26 protein-coding genes, 1 tRNA gene and 1 pseudogene are annotated in these 24,503 nt (G+C 62.1%); 13 read left to right on the top strand and 15 right to left on the bottom strand.

All coding sequences use genetic code 11. The features are described from left to right. Positions 1 to 7: 7 nt before the first annotated feature. The 4 genes from H4I99_RS10760 to H4I99_RS10745 all read right to left on the bottom strand — a co-directional run bounded on the left by H4I99_RS10760 (position 8) and on the right by H4I99_RS10745 (position 3,118). Positions 8 to 454, bottom strand: coding sequence for a GNAT family N-acetyltransferase (locus tag H4I99_RS10760; protein WP_163902887.1), 447 nt, complete (start codon positions 452 to 454; stop codon positions 8 to 10). 4 nt (positions 455 to 458) lie between these two features. Next, positions 459 to 1,409 carry an aldo/keto reductase gene (locus H4I99_RS10755; RefSeq protein ID WP_163902885.1) on the bottom strand — a complete coding sequence of 317 codons (951 nt, stop codon included), beginning with the start codon at positions 1,407 to 1,409 and terminating at the stop codon, positions 459 to 461. A 147-nt stretch (positions 1,410 to 1,556) separates the two neighbouring features. Next, positions 1,557 to 2,561: a GlxA family transcriptional regulator gene (locus H4I99_RS10750; RefSeq protein WP_163902883.1), complete on the bottom strand. Its 1,005-nt coding sequence runs from the start codon at positions 2,559 to 2,561 to the stop codon at positions 1,557 to 1,559. Next, a complete protein-coding gene (locus H4I99_RS10745; RefSeq protein ID WP_163902881.1) occupies positions 2,558 to 3,118 on the bottom strand; it encodes an isochorismatase family protein in 561 nt (186 codons plus the stop codon). The genes H4I99_RS10750 and H4I99_RS10745 overlap by 4 nt, the downstream gene beginning before the upstream one ends. A 199-nt stretch (positions 3,119 to 3,317) precedes the next feature. Between H4I99_RS10745 and H4I99_RS10740 the strand changes: the two genes are divergently transcribed. After that, on the top strand, positions 3,318 to 4,973 hold the full coding sequence (locus H4I99_RS10740) for an alpha/beta hydrolase (RefSeq protein WP_244625029.1): 1,656 nt from the start codon (positions 3,318 to 3,320) through the stop codon (positions 4,971 to 4,973). Positions 4,974 to 5,039: 66 nt separating this feature from the next. On the opposite strand, the gene H4I99_RS10735 is transcribed toward H4I99_RS10740, so the two are convergent. Then, the gene (locus H4I99_RS10735) at positions 5,040 to 6,065 is read right to left on the bottom strand and encodes a histone deacetylase family protein (RefSeq protein WP_163902879.1); all 1,026 of its coding nucleotides are present in this window, start codon (positions 6,063 to 6,065) and stop codon (positions 5,040 to 5,042) included. A 167-nt stretch (positions 6,066 to 6,232) separates the two neighbouring features. Between H4I99_RS10735 and H4I99_RS10730 the strand changes: the two genes are divergently transcribed. The 3 genes and pseudogenes from H4I99_RS10730 to H4I99_RS10720 all read left to right on the top strand — a co-directional run bounded on the left by H4I99_RS10730 (position 6,233) and on the right by H4I99_RS10720 (position 9,257). After that, positions 6,233 to 6,838 carry a TetR/AcrR family transcriptional regulator gene (locus H4I99_RS10730; protein WP_163902877.1) on the top strand — a complete coding sequence of 202 codons (606 nt, stop codon included), beginning with the start codon at positions 6,233 to 6,235 and terminating at the stop codon, positions 6,836 to 6,838. Between the two features lie 26 nt (positions 6,839 to 6,864). Further along, positions 6,865 to 8,070, top strand: coding sequence for an MFS transporter (locus tag H4I99_RS10725; protein ID WP_163902876.1), 1,206 nt, complete (start codon positions 6,865 to 6,867; stop codon positions 8,068 to 8,070). A 122-nt stretch (positions 8,071 to 8,192) separates the two neighbouring features. After that, positions 8,193 to 9,257 (top strand): annotated as a pseudogene (locus H4I99_RS10720) (alpha/beta hydrolase family protein). A 4-nt stretch (positions 9,258 to 9,261) separates the two neighbouring features. On the opposite strand, the gene H4I99_RS10715 reads toward H4I99_RS10720, so the two are convergent. The 3 genes from H4I99_RS10715 to H4I99_RS10705 all read right to left on the bottom strand — a co-directional run bounded on the left by H4I99_RS10715 (position 9,262) and on the right by H4I99_RS10705 (position 10,894). Further along, complete coding sequence (locus H4I99_RS10715; protein WP_163902874.1) at positions 9,262 to 9,780, bottom strand: GNAT family N-acetyltransferase; 519 nt, start codon at positions 9,778 to 9,780, stop codon at positions 9,262 to 9,264. Positions 9,781 to 9,804: 24 nt separating this feature from the next. Continuing rightward, positions 9,805 to 10,374 (bottom strand): type II toxin-antitoxin system RelB family anti-toxin, encoded by a 570-nt coding sequence (gene relB / locus H4I99_RS10710; protein ID WP_163902872.1) that lies wholly within the window; start codon positions 10,372 to 10,374, stop codon positions 9,805 to 9,807. A 118-nt stretch (positions 10,375 to 10,492) separates the two neighbouring features. Continuing rightward, positions 10,493 to 10,894, bottom strand: coding sequence for a ketosteroid isomerase-related protein (locus H4I99_RS10705; protein ID WP_163902870.1), 402 nt, complete (start codon positions 10,892 to 10,894; stop codon positions 10,493 to 10,495). Positions 10,895 to 10,975: 81 nt separating this feature from the next. Between H4I99_RS10705 and H4I99_RS10700 the strand changes: the two genes are divergently transcribed. The 5 genes from H4I99_RS10700 to H4I99_RS10680 all read left to right on the top strand — a co-directional run bounded on the left by H4I99_RS10700 (position 10,976) and on the right by H4I99_RS10680 (position 15,508). Beyond that, on the top strand, positions 10,976 to 11,566 hold the full coding sequence (locus H4I99_RS10700; protein WP_163902868.1) for a GNAT family N-acetyltransferase: 591 nt from the start codon (positions 10,976 to 10,978) through the stop codon (positions 11,564 to 11,566). A 183-nt stretch (positions 11,567 to 11,749) separates the two neighbouring features. Continuing rightward, positions 11,750 to 13,036, top strand: a complete 1,287-nt coding sequence (locus H4I99_RS10695; RefSeq protein ID WP_163902866.1) for an MFS transporter — start codon at positions 11,750 to 11,752, stop codon at positions 13,034 to 13,036. Positions 13,037 to 13,096: 60 nt separating this feature from the next. Further along, on the top strand, positions 13,097 to 14,920 hold the full coding sequence (gene lepA / locus H4I99_RS10690) for a translation elongation factor 4 (protein ID WP_163902865.1): 1,824 nt from the start codon (positions 13,097 to 13,099) through the stop codon (positions 14,918 to 14,920). Between the two features lie 58 nt (positions 14,921 to 14,978). Further along, positions 14,979 to 15,209, top strand: a complete 231-nt coding sequence (locus tag H4I99_RS10685; RefSeq protein WP_163902863.1) for a type II toxin-antitoxin system CcdA family antitoxin — start codon at positions 14,979 to 14,981, stop codon at positions 15,207 to 15,209. Beyond that, complete coding sequence (locus tag H4I99_RS10680) at positions 15,209 to 15,508, top strand: CcdB family protein (protein WP_163902861.1); 300 nt, start codon at positions 15,209 to 15,211, stop codon at positions 15,506 to 15,508. Before H4I99_RS10685 ends, H4I99_RS10680 begins: the two co-directional genes overlap by 1 nt. 40 nt (positions 15,509 to 15,548) lie before the next feature. On the opposite strand, the gene H4I99_RS10675 is transcribed toward H4I99_RS10680, so the two are convergent. Continuing rightward, entirely contained in the window at positions 15,549 to 16,559 is a 1,011-nt protein-coding gene (locus H4I99_RS10675; RefSeq protein WP_163902859.1) for a hypothetical protein, read from the bottom strand. Between the two features lie 224 nt (positions 16,560 to 16,783). On the opposite strand from H4I99_RS10675, the gene H4I99_RS24810 reads away from it, so the two are divergent. Next, positions 16,784 to 17,158 carry a YegP family protein gene (locus H4I99_RS24810; RefSeq protein WP_163902858.1) on the top strand — a complete coding sequence of 125 codons (375 nt, stop codon included), beginning with the start codon at positions 16,784 to 16,786 and terminating at the stop codon, positions 17,156 to 17,158. A 79-nt stretch (positions 17,159 to 17,237) separates the two neighbouring features. Here the strand turns inward: H4I99_RS24810 and H4I99_RS10665 are convergent, their stop codons facing one another. From H4I99_RS10665 to H4I99_RS10645, 5 genes are all read right to left on the bottom strand, one after another. Then, positions 17,238 to 17,729 (bottom strand): acyl-CoA thioesterase, encoded by a 492-nt coding sequence (locus H4I99_RS10665; protein WP_163902856.1) that lies wholly within the window; start codon positions 17,727 to 17,729, stop codon positions 17,238 to 17,240. 821 nt (positions 17,730 to 18,550) lie between these two features. Beyond that, entirely contained in the window at positions 18,551 to 19,126 is a 576-nt protein-coding gene (locus H4I99_RS10660) for a LysE family translocator (RefSeq protein WP_163902854.1), read from the bottom strand. Positions 19,127 to 19,219: 93 nt separating this feature from the next. After that, positions 19,220 to 19,777 (bottom strand): sugar O-acetyltransferase, encoded by a 558-nt coding sequence (locus tag H4I99_RS10655; protein ID WP_163902852.1) that lies wholly within the window; start codon positions 19,775 to 19,777, stop codon positions 19,220 to 19,222. 48 nt (positions 19,778 to 19,825) lie between these two features. Further along, positions 19,826 to 20,533 carry a type 1 glutamine amidotransferase gene (locus H4I99_RS10650; protein ID WP_163902850.1) on the bottom strand — a complete coding sequence of 236 codons (708 nt, stop codon included), beginning with the start codon at positions 20,531 to 20,533 and terminating at the stop codon, positions 19,826 to 19,828. A 90-nt stretch (positions 20,534 to 20,623) separates the two neighbouring features. Continuing rightward, entirely contained in the window at positions 20,624 to 21,070 is a 447-nt protein-coding gene (locus tag H4I99_RS10645; RefSeq protein WP_163902848.1) for a DoxX family protein, read from the bottom strand. A gap of 152 nt (positions 21,071 to 21,222) precedes the next feature. On the opposite strand from H4I99_RS10645, the gene H4I99_RS10640 reads away from it, so the two are divergent. After that, positions 21,223 to 21,543, top strand: coding sequence for an Rdx family protein (locus H4I99_RS10640; protein WP_163902846.1), 321 nt, complete (start codon positions 21,223 to 21,225; stop codon positions 21,541 to 21,543). Positions 21,544 to 21,592: 49 nt separating this feature from the next. Here H4I99_RS10640 and H4I99_RS10635 read toward each other — a convergent pair whose 3' ends face one another. Next, the gene (locus H4I99_RS10635; RefSeq protein WP_163902844.1) at positions 21,593 to 22,099 is read right to left on the bottom strand and encodes a BA14K family protein; all 507 of its coding nucleotides are present in this window, start codon (positions 22,097 to 22,099) and stop codon (positions 21,593 to 21,595) included. 297 nt (positions 22,100 to 22,396) lie between these two features. On the opposite strand from H4I99_RS10635, the gene H4I99_RS10630 reads away from it, so the two are divergent. Both H4I99_RS10630 and H4I99_RS10625 read left to right on the top strand, forming a co-directional pair. Further along, positions 22,397 to 22,483 (top strand) — tRNA-Leu (locus H4I99_RS10630). Between the two features lie 404 nt (positions 22,484 to 22,887). Continuing rightward, positions 22,888 to 24,501 carry a site-specific DNA-methyltransferase gene (locus H4I99_RS10625; protein WP_163902842.1) on the top strand — a complete coding sequence of 538 codons (1,614 nt, stop codon included), beginning with the start codon at positions 22,888 to 22,890 and terminating at the stop codon, positions 24,499 to 24,501. Positions 24,502 to 24,503 lie beyond the last annotated feature (2 nt).

Here is a 24,503-nt window from a genome sequence, read left to right as displayed (position 1 = left end):
AAAACTGTCAACCGAGGGTCATCCGGTAGCGCACATGCCCGTCTTCGCGGGCGTAGGTGTCGTAGAGCTTTCGCGCCTGTTCGTTGTCGCGGTCGGTATGCCAGTAAAGACGGGACCAGCCCTTCTCCCGCGCGATCCCGATCAGGTCGTCGATCAGCGCCCGGCCGATGCCGTGACCACGAAACCGCTCGTCAAGATAAAGGTCTTCCAGATAGCAGTCCGGTGTCCTCACCCAGGTTGAGTCGTGGTAGTGATGGATGGCGAAGCCGGCCAGGTCCCCATCCACAACCGCCACCCGCATCGCGACACGCGACTGCGGATCCAGAATGCGGGCCCAGGTCATGGCTGTCACGTCATCGGCAAGCGCTACCTTGTAGAAGGCGAGGTAGCCGGCCCAGAGGTGGCGCCACGCCGCCTCGTCTTCCGGCCGCGCATCACGGATCTCCAGCGACATGCCTTCAGGCCCCCGCCGCATTCAGAAGCGCCATCTGTGCATCGGAAAGCTGCAACTTGCCGGCGGCGATCAAGCTTTCAAGCTGGCGCAGGCTGGTGGCGCTGGCGATCGGTGCGGTAATGCCCGGGCGAGCAGCAACCCATGCGATCGCGATCGCGGCAGGCGTCGCCCCCGTTTCCTTTGACACCTGATCGAGCGCCGCGAGAATACGGAAGCCCTTGTCGTTCAGGTAATCGTTGACGCGGTAACCGCGGGCCGCACCCTCGGTGTCCCTGGCTTCGCGATACTTGCCGGTCAAAAAACCGGCCGCCAGCGCATAATAGCTGATGACGCCAATATCCTCCGCGATGCAGAGATCGCCGAGAGCACCGTCGAACTTGTTACGAGTGTAAAGATTGTATTCCGGCTGGATCACGTCATAGCGCGGCAGGTTGTTCGCCTTGGACACTGCGAAAGATGCGGCGAGCTGATCGGCATCGAAGTTGGAACAGCCGATGGCGCGCACCTTACCCTGTTCCTTCAGCCTGGCGAAGGCACCGAGCGTTTCCTCATGAGGTACGTCCGTATCCGGGGCGTGGGAGAGGTAGAGGTCGATGTAATCGGTCTGCAGCCGGCGGAGCGAAGCCTCCACGGCTTCCGCGATCCACTTGGCGCTCAGGCCCGTCTTGCGGCCATTGTTATCAAAGCCAACCTTGGTGACGATCACCGCCTTGTCGCGGGCGACATGGCCGCGCTTCAGCCAGTTGCCGATCACGATTTCGCTCTCGCCGCCCTTATGGCCATCCACCCAGGCGGAATAGACATCGGCCGTGTCGATGGCGTTGTAGCCGGCGTCGAAAAAGGCGTCGAGCAGGTCGAAGGAGGTCTTCTCGTCTGCCGTCCAGCCGAACACGTTGCCGCCGAAAACGACCGGGGAGATCGAAAGGCCGGTACGGCCGAGTGCGCGCATCTGCATGAAATAACTCCGGAATATTGAAAAGGACCATAAAGGTCAGGCAGGGATCATCGCAGGTTAGCAACCCGGGAGCCGATCCACCATTCAATTTCTGTGATCCGACATTGGCGTCGGCCGGCTAGGTCCTCTCCGCATCCGAGGGTGTCTTCACCCTTCCCCGTATCTTTCCCGGCGATACCGGCTTGGCGGCAAGGGCTGATGCTCGGACCAGACGCGGCGCAGATGACGGGTCGAGGAAAAACCGGCTCGTTCCGCAACGCTTTCCATATCGAGACGGGTCTGGGAAAGGAGATCGCGGGCGAGCGCCACCCGCATGGTGTTGACGTATTCCGTCACCGACAGGCCGGTATGCTCGCGAAAAAGCCGTGTCAGATGGCGTTCGCTGAGCGCGCCGAGACGCGCCAGATCGCCCAGGCTCCAGTCCCGCGCCGGCTCCTGCATCACCGCATCCTGAATGCGATGGATGGCCGGATGGATATGGTTTCGGCCGGAGAGCCAGGGCGACAATTGCGGATCCGATCCGCTCCGCCTCAGATAGATCACCATGCGGCGGGCGGCCGCGAGTGCAACTCGCGCCGAAGTGAGCCGCGCCACCACATGCAGCATGAGGTCGATGCCGGTGGAAATGCCGGCACTGGAAAAACGGCTGCCATCCTCGACATAGAGGCGGTTCTCCAGCACGGTCGCGGTCGGCGCAAGCGCCTGAAGCTCCTCGATGCAATCCGAATGGGTGGTGCATTGCCGGCTATCCATCAGACCGGCAGCACCTGCGAGCAATGCGCCGGAACACACCGTCACCAGCCGCGTATCGTCCGTGACGGCCGCGCGCAGCCAGTCTCTCAGGCGCTGAAGCTCCGGATCACTGCGCAATTCCGCAAGCCCGACCGACAGGCTGCCGGAGATGACGAGCATCGCTCCTTCCGGCAATCGCTCCGGCAAGGGCTCGAGACCATCGATCTTCAGACCGATCGAGGTCGTCTGGCTGGGCTTGTCGGAAATGTAGTGACAATCGAAATGCAGGTCGTTCTGCTCGAGATTGGCATAACGCAGCACTTCTAGCGGCCCGGCGATATCGATCAGCAGCGCCTCCGGCGGCACAAGCGTGAACACCGGAACGGTCTGCCTCTCTCCTGCCGGGCCGTTTTTGGTCATGCGGCGAACGCCTTTTTCCCAAGCGCTTCCTCGACGGTTGCGATGCGGGCGAAGCGACCTGAAAGCACCAGTTCGGTGCGCTTGCGGATTGCGTCGGCATCGAAGGTCTCGCCCGAGGCATGGGTCATGGGGAAGGTCAGCGTCGCCTCGGAAACGAAATCGACGTCCCAGCCGAGATCGGAGGCATGCCGCGTGGTCGTCTCGCAGCATTGCTCGGTGCGGATGCCGGATACGATCAGCCGGCGAATGCCGTTTTCTACCAGCCAGACATCGAGGCCGGAACCGACCAGCGCCGAATGCCTGTGCTTGTGGAAGGTGACGTCGGGTTCGAGCCGCAGCTCGGCAAGTGTGCGCACGAAGCCGCTTTCGAGCGTAAAGGGTTCATCGGCGTCGACATGGAAGATACGCACGATCGGAATGCCGGCGGCACGGGCGCCATCGATCAACGCCTGCTGGCGCTCAAAGTAGGACGCGGCCTGCGCCTGATCCCAGTACGGTCGCTGACGGAAGGATTCCTGCGCGTCGATGACAATCAATGCAGTGTTGATATCGGACATTTCTCGTTCTCCATGTGTTCAAGGATAGCCGAGAATATCCCTTGCAACATAGGGAAAAAGCACCGGACTGGACGAATGGCGGACATATCCGGCCACGGCATGCGGGGTGGGCTCCGTTGCGGCCAAGCCTCTTGAACGGACGTCCCAGCCGGCTACACTAGGGCCTTGGCCCGGATGGCCAGTCATTCACAGCGCAGATATGGGAGTTGGCGCCCTGGCCAGACTGATCAATATTTTATTCGGCAGTCTTTCCGTCGCCGGCGTCGTTCTCGCCTTCGTCTTTTTCTGCGCTTCGCTGACCCCCAGCCTGATGCCGCGTTCCGCGCTCGTGCAGGGCGCGCTTTCCGGCCTTGCGGCGGGTGTCGGCTATCTGATCGGCGTCATCCTCGAAAGCCTCTGGCTCTATCTGGAACTGCCGACGCGCCCGGCGATACGCCGTCGATTCGTGGCAATTGTCACCGCCGTCGGTCTTGTCGCGGCCATCGCCTCGCTCTGGCATGCGGCGGCGTGGCAGAATTCCATCCGGGAACTCTGGACGATGCCGGCGCTCGAAAGCGTGGACCCGCTGCGTCTGGTGGCGATCGCTCTTGCCGTCTTCGTCGTTCTGTTTCTGCTCGGCCGCCTGTTCCTGGCGCTCTTTCGCATCTTTGCGTCTCGCGCCGCCCGTATCCTGCCGCGCCGTATCTCAATCCTGATCGGCCTTGCCGCCGCGCTGCTGATCTTCTGGTCCGTCGGCGAGGGGCTTTTGCTGCGCGGTGCGCTTCGCCTTGCCGACTCCTCCTTCCGCCAGATGGATGCCCTGCTGGAAGACGAGATCGCTGCACCTTCCGATCCGTCGAAAACCGGCAGCAGCGCATCTCTGCTCGACTGGCACGGTCTCGGCCGGCAGGGGCGCCATTTCATCGCATCCGGTCCCGGTCGCGCTGAACTCGAGACATTCTGGGGCACAGCGGCCATGGAACCGATCCGGGTCTATGCCGGCCTCAACAGTGCCGAGACGATCGAGGAGCGGGCCAAACTCGCTCTCGATGAACTGATCCGGCAAGGCGGCTTCGAACGCTCGACGCTGGTGGTGATCACACCGACGGGCACCGGCTGGATCGACCCGGAGGCCGTGGACACGCTCGACTACCTCCATCGCGGCGATGTCGCGAGTATCGCGCTGCAATACTCCTACCTGACGAGCTGGCTCTCCTTGCTGGTCGAGCCTGAATACGGCTCGGAGTCGGCCAGGGTCCTGTTTCGCACGGTCTATCGATACTGGGGCGCATTGCCGAAAGAGACGCGTCCGAAACTCATTCTTTACGGCCTGAGCCTCGGCGCGCTGAATTCGCAGCAATCCGCCGACCTCATGGAAGTGATCGCCGATCCGTTCCAGGGTGCGCTATGGGCCGGACCGCCGTTCCAGAGCAAGATGTGGAACGACGTGACAGCGTCGCGAAATCCCGGCTCACCGGCATGGCTGCCCGCCTTCCGTGACAGCTCCATCATCCGCTTCACCAACCAGGACCAGCATCTCGACATTCCCGGCGCGCATTGGGGTCCACTCAGGATCGTTTACCTGCAATATGCGACCGATGCCGTGACTTTCTTCGACCCTTGGTCGTTCTACCGTTCTCCCCCGTGGCTTCAGGGAGAGCGCGGACCGGATGTTTCGCCCGCGCTACGCTGGTATCCGGCGCTCACCATGCTGCAACTGCTGTTCGACATGATGATCGCGACCACGAGCCCGATGGGCCACGGCCATGTTTATGCACCGCAGCATTATATCGACCCCTGGATCGCGGTGACGGGCCTCGATATCGAGCCCGCCACGGTGGAGCGGCTGAAGCGTCACTTCATCGAGGTGCAGTGACGCCGTACTGCTCCCTGCTCAACTCCGGCATGACCGCTACGCGGTCTTGCCGGAATTACGAGAGGATCAGTCCTCCAGGCCTTTCAGCACGTTGGCGACGTTGAGGCCGATTTCCGGCACGCCGTAGCCGCCTTCCATGACAGTCAGCACCGGCAGGCCGGTCGCGGCCACCATCTGGCCCATGCGGATATAATCCGGCGTGGTCAGCTTGAAGAAGCTGATCGGGTCCTTCTCGAAGGTATCGACCCCGAGCGACAGTACGATGGCCTCGGCACCATAGGCCTCGATCCGCTTCAGCGCATCGGCAAGGGCTGCCGACCACACGTCGAAGGGCGTGCCGGCCGGCATCGGGTAGTTGGCGTTCAGGCCCTCGCCCGCGCCTTCGCCGGTTTCGTCGGCATAGCCGAGAAAATAGGGGAAGGCATCGGCCGGATCGCCATGCAGGGAGGCGAAGAAGATGTCGCCGCGATTGTAGGTGATGTCCTGCGTGCCGTTGCCGTGGTGGAAGTCGACATCGAGGATGGCCACCTTCTTCGCGCCATGGTCCAGCAGGCGCTGGGCGGCGACGGCGGCGTTGTTGATGAAGCAGTAGCCGCCGAAGAGATCGATACCGGCATGATGGCCCGGCGGGCGGCAGAGCGAGAAGGCGAAGCGGTTGCCCTCCTTCAGCCAGTCGGCGCCGGAGAGCGCGACGTTCATCGACGACAGCGCCGCCTCATAGGTGCCGCCCGAGATCGAGGTTTCGACGGAATTGGCGTAATAGCCGACGGCGCCATCGATATTGCGCGGCGCAAGGTTACGGCTGCGGCGGTAGGCATAAGCCGTGGGGATCGCCTCGCCGGGATAGCCGGCCTCGGTCCAGCGGTCCCAGCAGGTGCGCAGGAATTCGAGGAAGTTCTCGTCATGCACCTTTTTCGCGGTGTCGAGACCATATTCGGCCGGGGCGACCACGTCGGCAAAACCCGCTTCCTTCACTGCCGCCAATATCCATTCGGCCCTGAACGGCCCCTCGAAAGGCTTTACCAGCAGGCCGCCGTGCAGTTCCGTCTTGGCATCCCTAAGCTTATGTTTTTCGGAATAGAAAACCCGCATTTCGTTCCCTCTGTTCACACGGTCGGCGGAAGCTAGCGCTGCCTGTCGCGGCAGGCAAGCGAAGAGAGGCGCGCAACCGCATCCACGCGCACCGGACTTGACGACCGGCAACTTCACCTCTATTTGGAAACGATCATTTCCAAATAGACCAAAGATACGGTTCGATCATGTCCGCCACCAGCCACCGCACCGCCGGCCGCCCCCGGGAGTTCGACATCGACACAGCGCTCGATGAAGCCATCGTGGTCTTCACCGAACGCGGCTATCACGGCACCTCGATTGCCGATCTGAAAGCCGCCATGGGCCTGACGGCCGGCAGCATCTACAAGGCTTTCCAGGACAAGAAGTCGATCTTCCTTGCGGCTTTCGATCGCTACAAGCAGGTGCGCAATGCCCTGCTCGAAGCCGAGCTCGCACCGCTCACGACCGGCCGCGACAAGGTGCGCGGCATGCTGCGTTTCTATGCCGCGGCCGCCTGCGGCGAGACCGGACGCCGCGGTTGCCTTGCTATTGGTGCAGCCGTGGAACTGACGCTTTTCGACGCTGATGTCGATGGGCGTGTCGCCGCTACGCAGACCCGTACGCTGGAGCAGATCCGCGGCTTCATTCGCGACGGACAGGCGGACGGCTCGATCTCGTCCGATGTCGATGTCGATACCGCAGCACTCGCCGTCATGGCCTTCCTCCAGGGCATCCGCATCGTCGGCAAGACCAGCCCGAAGCCGGCGGCCACCCACGCCGCCGCCGATGCGCTCCTCAGAATTCTCGATTGACTCTCTCCTCCTCCAAGGATTTCCCGATGACCAGCATATCCGCCAGCCCAACCAAAGCCGCCGGTATCTCTGCCGGAATGACCTTCGTCATGGCTGCCGCCTGCGGCCTGATCGCCGCCAACCTCTATTATGCGCAGCCGCTCGCCGGTCCGATTGCCGATGCCATCGGTCTGCCGGTGCATGCGACCGGCCTGATTGTGACGCTGACGCAGATCGGTTACGGGCTCGGCCTGCTCTTCCTCGTGCCGCTTGGTGACCTTGTCGAAAACCGCCGGCTGATCCTCACCATGATCGGCGTCGTCACACTTTCGCTGATCGCGGCCGGTCTTTCCTCCACGCCCGGCCCCTTCCTCGCGGCATCGCTTGCCATCGGCCTCGGCTCGGTCGCGGTTCAGATGATCGTGCCTTTCGCCGCCAATCTGGCACCGGATTATGCCCGAGGCCGGGTGGTGGGCAATGTCATGAGCGGCCTGATGATCGGCATCATGATGGCGCGGCCGGTCGCGAGCTTCCTCGCTCGCTTCACCTCCTGGCACGCCGTGTTCTTCCTCTCGGCCGCTGTCATGTTGGCGCTTGCCGCCGTGCTCGCCACGCGTCTGCCGGAGCGCCGTCCGACGACCCAGCTCGGCTATCTCGGCCTGCTTCGCTCGATGGGCCGCCAGCTTGCCACACAGAAGGTGCTGCAGCGCCGCGCCGCCTATCAGGCCTGCCAGTTCGCCGCCTTCAGCCTGTTCTGGACGGTTACGCCGCTCTATCTCGCCGGTCCCGCCTTCAATCTCAGCCAGGCGGGCATCGCCCTCTTCGCGCTGGCCGGCGTTGCCGGTGCCATCGCCTCGCCGATGGCCGGAAGGCTGGCCGACAGGGGTCTCGGCAAGCCCGCAACCGCACTCGGCATCGCCAGCGTCGCGGCAGGCTACCTCGTCACCCATATCGCGCCCGAAGGCAGCACGCTCGCACTCGCCCTCCTGACGATCGCCGCCATCCTCGTCGATTTCGGTGTCAGCATGACGCTGGTGACCGGCCAGCGCGCCATCTACGAACTCGGCGCGGAGCTGCGCAGCCGCCTGAACGGCCTGTTCATGGCAATGTTCTTCACCGGCGGCGCCATCGGGTCGGCCGTCGGCGCATGGGCCTATGCGGAAGGCGGCTGGCCGCTTGCCTCGATGATCGGCCTTGCCCTTCCGGTTATCGCCTTCCTCTATTTCCTGACGGAAAAGCGCGTAACCGCCTGACGGGATTTGACCGCAGCCGGACAGGATCGCGTTCGAGGACGCCCTTGAACGCGATCAAGGTCGCGAAACACTGCGGCGGCATGAAGAAAGAGCCATCTCCAGCAAAACAGGACGAGGCTCCCATGCGACTGAAACTTTCCCTCCTTGCCTTCCTTCTAACCGTCACCCCGGCCTTCTCCGGCGAGACGGTCGGCATCCAAAAGATCAGCGTGGTTTCACCGGAGCGAGACCGCTCGCTAGCGGTAACCGTCTGGTATCCCTCCACGGGCGGCGGCGAAGACATGATCGCCGGCGAAAACCGCATCTTCGAGGGATCGCCCGCCTTGAGAAACGGCTCCATCAGGCAGGGCCGCTTTCCGCTCGTGCTCCTGTCCCATGGCTCCGGGTCCCGCGTCGAGGGCATGGCGTGGATCGCCACGCAACTTGCGGCAGCCGGCTTCATCGTCGCCGGCCCCAACCATCCCGGCACCACGAGCGGCGATTCCACACCTGCCGCCACGCCGAAAATCTAGGAGCGCACCCGGGATCTTTCGGAGATCATCACCGCATTGACCAGCGACAGCCGCTTCGAAAACGCCATCGACCCGGGTCGCATCGGCGTTCTCGGCTTTTCTCTTGGCGGCAGCACGGCGATGGAACTTGCCGGCGGCCAGGCCGATCTCTCCGCCTTTGCCCGGTATTGCGACACCTATCCCGAGATGATGGATTGCCGATGGTTCCGCGGCGGTCGCGGCTTTGCCGACAATGAGGAGGTCACGGTGGAACAGCTCGACCTGCGCAGGATCGACCGGACCCGCTTCGAGCAATCGAACCGCGATCCGCGCATCGTCTCGGCCGTACTGGTCGATCCGGGCCTTGCCACGGTCTTCAAACCGGAAAGCGTGGAGACCATCGACATTCCGCTGACCTTCATCAATCTCGGCAGCGCAGGCGAAATCCCGGTCGCGGTGCTATCGGACAAGCTGGCGAAACAGGCGCCGAAAGCCAGCTATGCGCAGGTGGACAATTCCGATCATTTCAGCTTTTTGCCCGTCTGCAAGCCGGGTGCTGCCGGCTTCCTGGCGTCCATCGGCGAACCCGACCCGATCTGCAATGAGAACCCGAAGAGATCGCGCGTCAGCATCCACGAGGAGCTGACGGGCCTGATCGTCTCCGCCTTCGAACGCACATTGCAAGCGGGACAATGAACCGTCAGCCGACGCGCTTCCAGAAGAAGGTGGTGTCGCAGTAGCGGCCATCGGGGAAGAGCGCGTAGTCGGGAATGACGCCGCTTCTGGTCCAGCCGAGCTTTTCGTAGATCTGCTCGGCCAGTTCCCCGGTCGCGGTGTCGAGCACCAGCAGGCTGCGGCCGTGCTTTGCAGTCTCGGCCTCGGCCGCCTGCATCAAGAGCTTCGACAGGCCAAGGCCGCGCGCACGGCGGTGCACGAGCAGCTTCATCAGGTCGGCGCGGTGCGGCTGGTTCGGCTTCAAGGCGAAACCGATCTGCACCGTGCCACTGACACGACCGTCCACCTCGGCGACGAAGAGCAGAACCTCGCGCCTGCCGACGGCTGCGGCCACGCCCCGCCAGTAAGGCTCGCCATCCCCGGGTGTAAATGGCGACATGAAGCCCACGGAAGCACCGCCTTCCACGCAATCCGCCAGCACCTCGCAAAGGTCCGGCAGGGCGGCAAGCACCTGTTGTTCGTCGAGCATGCGGATCGTTACCATGGGATCGTCTCCGGGAGGCAGAAATTATCGATGGCCGAGGTCGATGACGACGGCATAGCGGGCCGGTTTCGAGGTGGCGTTGCGGAAGCCGTGGACATCGCCGATATTCATGAAGACGCAGTCTCCCGGCCGAAGCGTATAGACCGTCTCGCCGACCGTCAGTTCCATCTCGCCCTCGAACAGCCAGACATGCTGCCACTGGACACGGCTGGCCTGTTGCCCCTCGAAACGCACCTCGGCACCGGGTGGAAACTCCACCTCGACCACATCCACTCGCGAACCCGTGCCGCCGGGCGAGACGGCGCGACGGAGGTAACCGCTCTCCGGATCGCGCCAGACCGGCTGGTCCTCTCGCCGGACAATGGGCGAAACCTCCTGCCCGGCATTTGCAAAGAACACCGAAAGAGAAACGCCGAGCGCCGAGCAAAGCCGTGCCAGCAGAGCTGCTGTCGGACTTGCCTCGGCCCGTTCGATACGCGAGATCATCGCCCGGCTGACGCCGGAAAGCTCAGCCAGCTGGTCAAGCGTCAGGTTGCGCTCGCCACGAAGGCGCTTCACTTGCTCCCCGACCCTCTTCTCGAAATATGCATCCATTGATTCCATTATCAGAGAATGCATTTCTCACATATTGGAGTCAAGTGACAAACAAAAGGCGGGCGCCTCAATGACACCCGCCTCGTGATAGACGCCGATATGGCGAAGTGCTTGCGGTTCAGCCCTGAACCTGACGGATCCAGTCCGGGAGGCTGTAGTAGTTGGAGATGCGGGCGACCTTGCCGTCCTTCAGTTCGAAGAAGGCGCCGGCCGGCAGCTTGTAGGTCTGGCCGTTGGCTTCCGGCAGGCCTTCATCGGTCGCGAGATATTCGCCGTTGACGATGAATTCGGCAGCGCCCCGGGTGCCGTCCTCGCTTGTCATGATGACCATGTCGGTCAGCGTTTCCTTGTAGCAACGGTTCATGTGGTCCATGAACTTTGCGAAGGTTTCCTTGCCGATCTGCCGGTCGCCCTGGTTGATGTCGTGGGCAACATCGTCGGTCAGGAGCGACAGGAAGCGCTCCATGTCCTGGGCGTTGAAGGCATCGTAATAGGCGCGGATGGTGTCGGCGGCGGTCATGCAGAACTCCCTGGCATATGCAAACTTGGATCGAATGATTCGAGACGCTATAAACGCCTCCAAACCGTTAGAAGACAATCTATGACTCTGGAAATCAAATCCTTTTCAGGCAGCGACGCCAGCCCTTTCTTTGACGACCTGGCCCGGCTCAGGATCACCGTCTTCCGCGATTTCCCCTATCTCTACGACGGCGCCCCCGCCTATGAGCGCAAATATCTGGCGACATACGCGAAGTCCGAAGGCTCGGTTTTCGTGCTGGCCTTCGATGACGGCAAGGTCGTCGGCGCGGCAACCGGCATGCCGATGACGGCTGAAACCGACGAGGTGAAGGCGCCGTTCATCGCCGCCGGGCATGACCCGCAGGACTTCTTCTATTTCGGTGAAAGTGTGCTTCTCTCCAGCTACAGAGGGCGCGGCATCGGGGTGAAATTCTTCGAGGGACGCGAGGCGCAGGCCAGAAAACTTGCCCTTTCCTTCTGCACCTTCTGCGCGGTCGAGCGGCCGGTCGACCATCCGCGCCGGCCAGCGGATTACGTGCCCCTCAACGGTTTCTGGGCAAAGCGCGGCTATACCCACCACCCCGAACTTCGCACCACCTTCATATGGCGCGATCTCGACGAAGCGCAGGAAAGCCCGAAACCTCTCTCCTTCTGGGTCCGCGACATCCGCTGAACCCTTGCCGGCCGTGACGACGGTGCGAGAGCGGAGCCTCTTCCTGTCATGACGTTTCCTGTCGCCCCCGCGCCGCAGCCCGCGCTTGCCTCGCCGCAATCCTGCCCCTAATCAGTAGTGTATCGCGCTGGCTATCCCGGCTTCGACGATTCGATCCTTTCCAGCCCATCCAGCGCAGTTTTCATGTCCGAGCACCCGGTCCAGAACGCCTCCCTCATTTCCATCTTCAGCATCATCGCCTCGATGAGCCTGGTCTCGATCGGCAATGGCATGATGTTCGCCTATATTCCTTTCATGCTGTCGACGACGGATGCGCCGTCGTGGTCGGCCGGAGCGGCGGTGACGGCGTCGGCGGTGGGCGGACTGATCGGCTGCTTCATCACGGGACCGCTGATCCGCCGGGTCGGTCACGCCCGCGTTTTCGCCTGCTCCATGGGTCTGGTGGTGCTGAGTTGGGTCACCGTCGGCTTCGGCCTCGATCCGCTGGCCTGGATCTTCGCCCGCGGGCTCTACGGCGTGGCCGGCAACGTCAACTTCATCATCTCGCAGAGCTGGCTCAATCACGCCGCCGCCAATTCGTGGCGCGGCAAGGCGATGTCGGCCTTCTACATGATCTATATCTTCGGCCTCGGGCTCGGCGCCTGGGTTTTCGGGCAGATGCCGGTCACCGGCAATGTCGTGCCGCTGATCGCCGTCGCCTTCACGGCCATCGCCATCCTGCCCATCGGCCTGACGCGTCTTCCCAATCCGCCACCGCCGGCGCATGTCAGCGTCGACGTGAAGATGGCGTGGCGCGCATCGCCTGTCGGCCTCATCGGTGTCCTTGCCGCCGGCGGGCTTTCGATGCTGGTGCAGGGTTTTGCGCCGATCTATGCCGCCGGCAACGGGGTCGGACAGCAGGATGTGGCGCTGCTGATGTTCGTGATGCAGTTCGGCATCGTCTTCATCCAGTATCCCATGGGCATCATGTCCGACCGGATCGACCGGCGGCTCGTGCTGCTCGCGACGGCTGCGCTCATCGTCGTGGTCGGGTTTGCGGCGCTCGTCGTACCCTTCTCGCAGTTTGTACTTCTGATGCTGATCTTCTCGATCTTTGCGGGCTCCGTCGAAACCGTCTATTCGATCGCCAATGCGCACGCCAACGACCGGACAGCGCCGGAGGATTTCGTATCGCTCTCGTCCACCATGCTGCTTGCATGGTCGGCATCCGCCGTGTTCGTACCGCTTCTGGTTACGGCTCTAACGCCGGTGATCGGCGAACAGACCTTCATTTACGGCGCGGTCCTCGTTGCGGCGGCCTACGGCCTCTTCGTGATGGCCCGCGTCCGGGTCCGTGCGCCCGTTCCGGCCAGCGACGCGGAAAGCTTCGAACTGATGAGCGCGCAGGTTCCCCGTGCCGGCGCGCTGATCGAGACGGCGGAAGATGGCGGCAAAACGGCTGCAGCCCCCGGCCGGCAAGGCGAAAGATAGTCCGGCGGGTCCATTCTTTCCCCTTTGCGGGTTTCGCTGCCGCTGCTATATGCGCAAGCCATGAGCACACAGAACCGCACGCCCCTCGACCATATCCGCAATTTCTCGATCGTCGCGCATATCGACCATGGAAAGTCGACACTTGCCGACCGGTTGATCCAGTTGACCGGCGGCCTTGCCGAACGCGAGATGTCGGAACAGGTTCTGGATTCGATGGATATCGAGCGCGAGCGCGGCATCACCATCAAGGCCCAGACGGTGCGTCTGCATTACAAGGCCAATGACGGCGACACCTATATCCTGAACCTCATCGACACGCCCGGCCACGTCGACTTCGCCTATGAAGTGTCGCGTTCTCTGTCGGCCTGCGAAGGCTCGCTGCTCGTCGTCGACGCTTCGCAGGGCGTAGAAGCCCAGACGCTCGCCAACGTCTATCAGGCGATCGACAACAACCACGAGATCGTCACCGTCCTCAACAAGGTCGACCTGCCGGCCGCGGAACCCGAGCGTATCAAGGAACAGATCGAGGAAGTGATCGGCATCGATGCTTCGGAAGCGGTGCTGATCTCGGCCAAGACCGGCCTCGGCATTCCTGATGTTCTGGAAGCGATCGTGCACAAGCTGCCGCCGCCGAAGAGCGAGCTTGGCGAAAAGGGTCCCCTGAAGGCTCTGCTCGTCGACAGCTGGTACGACACCTATCTCGGCGTCATGGTTCTGGTCCGCATCCTCGATGGCGTCCTGACCAAGGGCCAGACGATCCGCATGATGGGCACGGACGCCAAGTACACCATCGAACGCGTCGGCGTGCTGACGCCGAAGATGGTCAATGTCGACAGCCTTGGCCCCGGCGAGATCGGCTTCATCACCGCCTCGATCAAGGAAGTGGCCGACACCCGCGTCGGCGATACCATCACCGAGGACAAGCGTCCGACGGCGCACGCCCTGCCGGGCTTCAAGCCGGCCCAGCCGGTGGTGTTCTGCGGTCTCTTCCCCGTCGATGCCGCGGACTTCGAGGACCTGCGCGCCGCCATGGGCAAGCTTCGCCTCAACGACGCCTCGTTCTCTTTCGAAATGGAAAGCTCGGCAGCACTCGGCTTCGGTTTCCGCTGCGGCTTCCTCGGCCTGCTGCACCTCGAAATCATCCAGGAGCGTCTCGAGCGCGAGTTCGACCTCGACCTGATCGCCACCGCACCCTCGGTCGTCTACCAGCTGACGATGACCGACGGCACGGAGCGCGAGCTGCACAACCCGGCCGACATGCCGGATGTCGTGAAGATCGCTGAAATCCGCGAACCGTGGATCAAGGCAACGATCCTGACGCCGGACGATTATCTCGGCGGCATTCTCAAGCTCTGCCAGGATCGCCGCGGCATCCAGACGGAACTCACCTATGTCGGCAAGCGCGCCATGCTCTCCTACGAGCTGCCGCTCAACGAAGTGGTGTTCGACTTCTACGACCGCCTGAAGTCGATCTCGAAGGGCTATGCCTCGTTCGACTACCACCTGCACGGCTATCGCGAAGGCAACCTCGTGAAGATGTCGATCATGGTCAATGGCGAGCCGGTCGACGCGCTGTCGATGCTGGTCCACCGTTCGGCTGCCGAAAAGCGCGGCCGCGACATGTGCGAAAAGCTGAAGGACCTGATCCCGCGGCACATGTTCAAGATCCCGATCCAGGCGGCCATCGGCGGCAACGTGATTGCCCGCGAAACGATCTCCGCCATGCGCAAGGACGTGACCGCCAAGTGCTACGGCGGCGACGCCACCCGCAAACGCAAACTTCTGGACAAGCAGAAGGAAGGCAAGAAGCGCATGCGTCAGTTCGGCAAGGTCGACATCCCGCAGGAAGCCTTCATCGCCGCCCTGAAGATGAAGGACGACTGAGGGCTTTCCGTCCGGGCCAGCAAGGCTTATCCTTGGCTCTGTTGCACCGGAGATGGCCATGGCTTCCCAGCCGAGAAAGACTGCCGCAGTTCCCTTGGATCAGTCGCTGATCGCGGAAGCCCGCGATCTTTTGATCGACGTGTCGCATGCCGCCGAAGAAGGTATCGCACAGGCGATAAAGGCCGAAAAGGAACGGCGCTGGCGGATCGAGAATGCGGACGCGATCCGGGCCGCAAACGAATATGTGGAAAAACACGGTCTGCCGCTGGCGAAATATCGGCAGTTCTGATGGCCCGTTTCAAGGTCTATCGACTGAAGAACGACAGATCGCTGGTCATCGATCTCCAGAGGAATCTGCTCGACAATCTTGAAACCCGCGTGGTCGCACCGGTCGTACGCTTGCATCTGATCAGCAAATATGTTGCTCGGCTCAATCCCCGGTTCGAAATTGAGGGCGTCATCTGCGTTATGCTGACTGAGTTCATCGCAACTCTGCCCGCAAGCGAAATCGGCGAACAGGTCGCCGATCTCTCCGACAAGGCCGACGACATCACCGCCGCCACCGATTTCCTCTTTCAGGGTTTCTGACCAGCGTCGTTCAACGCCCGCCGGTCGCGTGCCCCACCCCTCAATCCCAGGCGATATCGAACTTCAGCTTGGCGTTGCCGCTGGTCATGGAGTGGCCGGTGATGTCGCAATTGGTCTTGGAGCGGATCGGGGCCGCGCCTTCCAGTGTGAACTGAGACATGCCGTACATGACGTGGTAGCGGCCGCGCACGGGATATTCGGTCGCGTCGCATCCCTTCTTGAAGGTGTGGGCAACGCCGTCGATCAGGGCGCCGTCGGGATTGTTCATGTCCCAGGGCTTGCCGCGGAAGAGCACGGTGCCGCGCTTTACCGTGCCGGCAATCGAACTTTTGGGATGGTCATAGACGATAACGCCCTTCGCGCCGTCGACGACCATGATGGAGCCGTTGTGGTCATAGGGAATGCCATCGAGGGAGGCGACGTCGATCACCTCGACCGCGGAGAGCGTGCCGATGCCGTTGCTGCCCGAATGGCTGGCCGGCTTCGCCTTCGCCCCACCACCCGCCACACCGCTCGGTACGGCGTTGTCGCGCAGGCCCTCGGCATAGACGAGCTTTCCGTCCTCGCAGGTGCGCCAGATGCCGTAGCTGCCCTGATGGTGGCGCCAGACGGGGAAGCAGAAACCGGGGCCGAGGATCTCGACATCCGGCCAGTCGCTGTCTGTGCGCGGATGAAAGGCGAGATCGGAACCCGGAAAGCCGAAGGCATCCGTCCAGCCGCCCTTGCCGTCGGAGATCAGCAGGCTGATTTCAGAGCCGGCATGGCCGAAACAGCCGGCAGCGCCGCTCGCCTGCTGATGGACGATGATCTCGTCGATGGCATCGCCGTTGATGTCCTTGATCTCATAGGGAAGCTCGAGCTTCGAGCCGTTCGATTCGGGGCAAAGCCGGGCTTCCGGCGTATCGAGCGTGGCGATCGCGGCATCAATCTCGGCCTGGGTCCAGGCAAAGGCGGGCGTGGCAGCAAGAAGCGCCAGCGCGCCTGCCATTGTCGTCAGCACCCCCGAGATGGATTTCGTGTTCGCCGCGTCCTGCTTCATCATTGCCAGCATGGTCTTCCTCTTCAGTTTCCGGTGCGACACTGGCCGGCAAAACTGAGCGAGGCCTTAACGAAGCGGGGAAGCCTGGTTACAGGCTTTCCAGCCCCTTAATCGTCCGGATCGCATTCGACCGATCGACGCGTGGCCATGCATCTTGTGCTTCCTCCAATTGCATTCTAAGTATTCTTGGCAGTTGTCGGACGAAAGCAGCGCCGACTTCGATGTCCGGAGGAAACATGCACAAGTTCAAGATCTTGAAGAATGAAAAGGGCGCCTTCCGCATCCAGTTCGTCTACAATGCCGAAGTCATGGTCTGGTCTGAAAACTACGCTTCCAAGGCAAGCGCCAAGAATTGCATCGACTCGATCAAGAAGAACGCCCCCGACGCGGCCATCGTCGACTTGACGAAGCAAGAAACCGGCAACGGTTATCGCTTCGAAATCGATGAAGCCAAGAACGGCGAAACCTTCGTCCGCTTCCGGGCAGCGAACGGCGAGATCATGGTCCGGTCCGAGACCTACTCGTCGAAATCCAGTGCAAAGAACTGCGCTGAATCCATCAAGAAGAATGCTCCCGAGGCTCCCGTCGAAGACGAGACCGCCACCGCCTGAGCCTATTCAACGGATCGCTGCATGAGGCTGCGGGCCGGTCATGAGACCGGCCGCCTGACAGGTGCGGATATATCCCAACTCAGTCATTGCCTTCCTTGAGTTCGCGGAAGCGGGCCTCGAATTCGCGGCGCAGCGTGCGACGCACATCGGCCTGGCGCGCACGCCGGCGTTTTACGTCTGTCTCAAGCGCAAGTTCGGGAACCGGTGTCGGCTTGCCCTCGGCATCGACCGCCACCATGGTGAAATAACAGGAATTGGTGTGTCGCCGCTCGCCGGTGCGCAGATCCTCGGCCTCGACGCGGATGCCGATTTCCATTGAGGTGCGGCCAGCGAAATTGACCGAAGCCGAGAAGGTCACCAGTTCGCCCACATGGATCGGCTGGCGAAACACCACCTGATCGACCGAGAGCGTCACGGCATATTGCTGGGAAAAACGCGAGGCGCAGGAATAGGCCACCCGGTCCAGCAGGTTCAGCAGCGCGCCGCCATGCACCTTGCCGGAAAAATTCGCCATGTCCGGCGTCATCAGCACCACCATTTCCAGCTGGCTTGGATCATGGGCTCGGTCCATCGGATGTCCTTTCGCAATTGCAGTGCCGGGCAGTGTCTTGCGAAGAAGTAACCGCAGCTTGCCGGATCGGAAAGGGGGCGGATCGATTTTGCGGTCAACCGGGATGGTACACACTGTCATCAACCTTGCCCCACGCGCCTCGACCCGCTCCCGTTGCTGGCAAGGCCATGATGCGCCGGAGAAAAGTCCATCGTCCGCTCCATCGTCCGAAAGGCCGGAAGGAGGGCGATAGCTCTGTCCGCCCTTCCCCGTTTTCCCGCAAAATCCCCGCGCTCCGTGCCTGGCCTAGAATGGCCCCGTCCCGTCGCGGTTACACCGGCTTGCGTTGCCGGCGAGGCGGGACCGGTGATCCGGGTGTCTGTTCGAAACGCGGAACAGGCTCCGGAGGCTGGATGAGAATGGTCTCCCTCTCGTCTGAAACAGGGCGGGGCGTGCCTGCAGGGCACACATGACTGGACCGGCGACTGGCCGCCAAAACGGCCTTTCGTGGCGTCACGAACGAAAATGTTCGCGAGCGCAACCCTGGAAAGGTGCCGTCATCCGCGCAGAGAGACCGAGTTCGTCCGGAAAAACACACCGAACGGGGCGCCGGAAGGTGTCACTTATTTTTACTTTACGAGGCAGCTTCCAGCGCCCCGACCGATCCCTTGGTCGAATGGCCGGAAGGGGGAACCGAAATGAAGCAAGCCACGGCGGGAAACCGCGCGTGAAGGTTTCGGCATGTGGGGTTAGCGGTGAACGCGGTACACATAACAAGCAGGAACCGAGCTTAAGACCTGCAAGACAGGGATAGAGAGCCTGCTATGCATCATGAAAGGCGATCAAACCCAGCCGACGACCTGACTGGTCAGGGCAACGGCGAAAAAGACCAGAAAGCCGGCGGCAACACGTCCGATCAGAGCCGGATGACGACTGCTGATCAGACCCAGGATCGCGGAACCGAAGCCCAGCCAAAGGCTCGCGACCACGAGAATCAGCCCGGCAAAAACGCCAAGATAGGCGAAGGTTGCGGGGAAGCCGACCGGCGGCACCAGCACGAGGCCAATGATCAGCCCCTTGGGGTTCATCACCGTCGTCCAGTAGACGGCACGCGCGTCGATATGGCTGCCATCGGCGGACTGCGCCGGCATGACCCAGAGCTTGACAGCAAGCGTCAGCACCCAGGCGGCGGCGCAGAGCCGCACGGCACTGGCGGCCAGCGGCTGGCTTTCCAGCCACGGGCCGGCAAACGTCACCAGCGGAATGACTGTCGTCATATAGCCGGCAAGCTCGCCTCCCATCAGCGGCAGGGAGCGCCGCACGCCCTTTACAGCACCCGAAAGCGCCAGCAGGGTATTGGTCGGCCCCGGTGTCAGCAGCAGGAGGAGCACGGCGGCGGCAAAGGCGAGAAGGCTCATGGACGTTTTCCGGTGAACAGAACGGGGGGCACCATAGCGCAAACGATGCGCCGCGAATTGACACGGGTCAACGTTTCCCGGCCTTCCACTCTCTCACGCGCGCGGCAGGAGTCGGGCCGGATTGCCGACCACGGTTGCACCTGCCGGAACGTCGCGGGTCACCACGGCGCCCGCTCCCACGATCGCACCGTCGCCAATGGTGATGCCGGCAAGGATCACCGCCGATCCGCCGATCCATACGTCACGGCCGATAATGACCGGTTTGGCGATCTCGATGCCCGCGGCACGCTGAGCCCTCTCCTTGTGGTGTTCGGCGCAATAGATCTGCACCGCCGGCCCCAGCATGGAGCCATCGCCGATCGAAACCGCGGCACTGTCGAGGATGACGCAACCGGCGTTGAGATAGACGCGCTTGCCGAGCGTGATGTTGAACCCGTATCCGCAATGAAACGGCGCTTCGATGAACGCGCCTTCGCCGAAACCGGCAAAGAGCGATACGAGTTCCGGCGCTGCGGACCCGCGCTCCGCCGGCGACAGGGTGTTGTGGCGATGGACCGCCTCTCGCGCCCTGTCGCGCAGAAGGTCGAGTTCCGGATCGATGCAGTTGTACCAGAGGCCGGCGGCCATCTTGTCCCGTTCGCTTGCCGTCATCGCCCTCTCCCGCCCTCAGATCGCCATACAGAGCCGTTCGGCCTGTCGTCAGATGCGGGATACCCAGGCGCGGGCAATCGCAAGTCCAGCCGCCTCTGCGGCCGCCCCCTGCGTTTCGGCATATTGCGGATGACGGGCAAGCCAGCCGGGCTCCTTGCGCTCGACCAGTTCCGGGAACAGGCGGTTCCATTCCGCCACCACCGAACGGTTGGCCTCGAAGTGGAACTGCATGCCATAGGCGGCGCGTCCCACGCGGAAGGCCTGATTGGCGGCAACGCCGTTGCCTGCAAGATGCACGGCACCGGGCGGGAGCGTGAATGTGTCGTCGTGCCACTGGAAGGACAGGAAGTCCCCACCCGACTGTTCGGCGGCGGAGATCACCGGGTCGTCCTTGCCCTCGCTCGTCGGGGAAATGCTGCGCCAGCCGAATTCGGGGGCGGCACCGATCAGGTTTTCGCCGCCATAGGCCCGGGCAAGAATCTGGCTGCCGAGGCAGATGCCCAGCACGGCCTTGCCGGCATCGGCATATTCGCGCATCAGCGCCGCAAGCACCGGCAGGTAAGGGTGCTTTTCGTCGTCACGGGCATTCTGCTCGCCGCCGAGCACGACGAGACCGTCATGCGCGTCAACGCTCGCCGGCAACGGTTCTCCGGCATAGGCGCGGATAACCTCGATGGTCGCTCCCGCCTCGGCCAGCGCCACGCCCACCTGGCCCGGATCCGAATATCCGGTGTTCTCGATAATCGCCACGCGCATGGTCCGTCTCCCGCCGATTCGTTCGGCGAGGAGATGACCACGGCGGACGGCGCTCTTCAAGCCTGTGAACGGCCAGTCAGCGGCCGGACTTCAGAAGACTTTCCCGAGACGCGCATCGACAGAATGGCGATTGCCGCCCCGGAAGGAGAAGAACAGGAAGATCGCCGCCCAGAGGATCGATTTTTCCGCGCCGCCCAGCCCTTCGGCCTTCACGATCCCATGGAAATAGACCGTGACCAGCAGCACGATCATCGCCGCGAAGGAGGCGGGGCGGGTGAAGAGCCCGATGGCGACCAGAATGCCGCCGAAGAATTCGGTAGCCGAAAGAAGCGGAGACCAGAAGATACCGGGGTAAAATCCGAGGCTCTCGACCATTCCCACGGCGCCGAAGGGGTTTATGATCTTGCCGTAACCATGGGTAACCAGAAGAACGCCTGCGAGCACACGCAGCACGGTTTCCACCGTCTCGTAACCTCCGGCGTAGACGGGCTGAAGCTGGGGCACGATCAGCCGATCGCGATCGGCGGGGTTGGACATATCGGCACTCCTTGTTCCGTTTTCCCGGTCTCGGCTTCCTGTGATTATGCTAATGGCCGGGGCGGCAGGCTTGCTCAAGCGGCCCGCGGTAAAAAACATGATTATTCAAGTTAACTTTGTCGTGAAGACGAGTGATGAGGAACGGAAAAACGATGAGTGAGAAGCCGCGGGTCACGATACTTTACTGCACCCAGTGCAACTGGCTGCTGCGCGCCGGCTGGATGGCGCAGGAGCTGCTGCAGACCTTTCCGGAAAGCCTTGGCGAGGTGGCGCTCATTCCCGGCACCGGCGGCAATTTCGAGATCCGGGTCAATGGCGAGCTGATCTGGGAGCGCAAGCGCGATGGCGGCTTTCCCGGCCCGAAGGAACTCAAGCAGCGGCTGCGCGATATCGTCGAGCCCGAGCGCGATCTCGGCCACACCGACCGGTTGAAGGCGGCAACCGGCGAGAACGGCACCCCGGACGGGAACTGAAAAAGGGGCGAGCTTTCGCCCGCCCCTTTCCCGATTGCAGTCGGGCCGGTCAGTAATAGGGAGACCGGCAGACCTTGAAGTAACCGCTCGAGGACAGGAACCTGTTCGTCTGCGGATTGTAGGACTGGTAGCGGTCGAGGCACCAGCGCACATGGTTGCCCCAGTTGCGCCCCTGCGGCATGCCGTAGCCCGGCGGTGGCGGAGGAGGACGACGGTAGACCGGCGGTGGTGGTGGCGGCGGCGGACGGCGATAATAACCGTCGTCCCAGCCCGGAGGGCGTGGCCGACGATAGTCGTCATCCCAACGGGGCGGTGGCGGGCGACGATAGCCATCGTCCCAGCCCGGAGGCGGCGGCGGTGGGCGGTAGCCCGGCGGACGGCGGGTCTCATAGCAGCCGTACGCGTCGCAATAGGTCTGCACCTTGACGACGCCGGACCGCTCTGCGGCAGCCGGCGCGACCTCGGTCATCGGCATTGCCGCCTGCGCTGCCACAGACGACAATCCGACGAGGCCCAGTTGGGCACCCAGAAGGATTTTTCCAAACAATCTGATCATGTTACCTCCAGCCAGAAGACTTGTCCGCCATCGGCGGACATCGGGAGCGCCCTTCCCCGCATCGGCAATCGCAGCAGTCACGGTTTTATCTCCAGCCGTTTTTCTGCCTGCCGCCCGGAAAACGACGCCTGGCATCATCATCCCCGAACATGTTCAATCCTCCGCGACATCATGGCTTTTCCAAGACTGTCCGGCCCGGTATTCCGGGCCTCTTCCATACCGTTCGAAATCTTTGACACGAAAACTTCAAAAAGCCGGTTGACAGTCAGAGTCGGCCCCTTTAAACGGCTCTTCGTCGCCCAGATGGCGGAATTGGTAGACGCGCCAGCTTCAGGTGCTGGTACTCGAAAGGGTGTGGAGGTTCGAGTCCTCTTCTGGGCACCAAATTCCCGTTTCAGACCGTCCCGTACGGTACAGAAACAAAGCAAAAAGCCCGGTTTTCCGGGCTTTTTTGTTGTCTGGCGTCCAATGACGTTCCGTTGCATCCAGAAAGTCTTTTGGCGGCTTCGCTGGTACCTGGCTCAAAATGCCAACCGGGCTCGACCCGGTATCAACAGACGATGGCGCCGGGCTCATATCCGGCGGTCACGCCTGGCGGCGCGGGCCGGCAGCGGGGTTACGCCAAGGCGCTGCTGGACGAAAGAGGAAACGACTGCCACCGGTCGTTCCGGCAACGACTTCGAACAACGCACCGCACTTGTGGACCGGATGCGGAAGAAAGCGTGACAGGGGAGAATCCGGACTTTACAAAGCTGTCAGCGAACCAATGACAGATTGCAGGACCGGACATGCCCACACTCGACTGGATCGGCAAGAAAGCCGTCGTGAACCATCATCGCGAGGTTCCCTACCGGTTGATCCATTGCGACAAGGACAAGAGCCATGGCGATCCGGATGCCGGCAATCTTCTGGTGCAGGGCGACAATCTCGAAGCGCTGAAGGCGCTCCTGCCCTACTACGCCGGCAAGGTGAAATGCATCTACATCGACCCGCCCTACAATACCGGCAATGAAAGCTGGGTCTACAACGACAATGTGAACTCGCCGGAAATCCGCGCCTGGCTCGGCAGCGTCGTGGGCAAGGAAGCAGAAGACCTGTCCCGCCACGACAAGTGGCTGTGCATGATGTATCCGCGGCTTCGGCTGCTGAAGGAGTTTTTGAGCGAGGATGGATCAATCTGGATTTCGATCGATGACAACGAAGTCCACGGCCTAAAGCTAATCTTGGATGAGATATTCGGGCGACGAAACTTCATTTCAAACGTCATTTGGCAGAAGAAATATGCGCCCGCGAATGATGCGCTCTGGCTTTCTGAAAGCCACGACCACATCGTGGTATATGCAAGAAGCAAGAACGTTTGGCGTCCCAACAAACTAGCGCGAACAGAACAGGCCAACGCCGCCTATAAAAATCCAGACAGTGACCCGCGAGGTCCTTGGCGACCGGACAACTACACTTGCGCGAAGACCGCTGATGAGCGACCAAATCTCTATTATCCCATCACTAATCCAAATACCCTCGAAGAGATTTGGCCTTCGAGATCCCGTGTCTGGGGTTATGGAAAAGAAGAGAATGCCCGACACATCGCCGAAGGGCTTATTTGGTGGGGAAAGAACGGCAACAACAAAGTGCCCGCTCTAAAGCGTTTCCGTGACACTCTTCGGTCCGAAGGTACCAACGCTCAAACAATTTGGCTTTGGGACGAAGTCAGCCACACGCAGGATGGGCGCAAGGAACAGCTTTCGCTATTGCCCGACGATCCATTCCCCACACCTAAGCCGGAAAAATTAGTTCAACGTATTATTGAACTAGCATCGACGGAGGGTGACTTGATCCTGGATTCGTTTGCAGGCTCGGGAACAACGGGCGCGGTTGCGCACAAGCTGGGACGAAAGCACATCGGCGTGGAAATGGGCGAACACGCTGTAACCCATGTTGTGCCGCGCTACTCCAAAGTCGTTGACGGCGAACAAGGCGGTATCTCAAAAGCGGTCAATTGGACCGGCGGCGGTGGCTTCCGATTCTGCACCCTGGGCGAACCGCTGTTCGATGCCGACGGCAATGTCTCGCCTTCCGTCACCTTTCCCGACCTCGCCGCACACGTGTTCTTCTGCGAAACCGGATCGCCGATCCCCAAACGCGCCGATGGCGCCTCGCCGCTGATCGGTACGTTCCAGAACCGGGCGATCTACCTCTTGCATTCGGCAGAGGCCGTGGGCGTGGCGCGCGAACAGGCGGGCAACGTTCTAACCGGCACCGTGCTCGAAGCGCTACCGCTGCCGGAAGCTGATTTTGCCGGCGCGCGGATCGTCTATGCCGAGGGCTGCACGGTGCCGGACGACCGCTTGTCCGCCCTTGGCGTCACCTTCAAGCAGATCCCCTATCAGATCGAGGGGATTTGAAA

It is taken from the genome of Paenirhizobium daejeonense, assembly GCF_014280875.1.
Lineage (GTDB): Bacteria > Pseudomonadota > Alphaproteobacteria > Rhizobiales > Rhizobiaceae > Allorhizobium > Allorhizobium daejeonense.
This window is presented reverse-complemented; position numbering and strand designations above follow the sequence as displayed.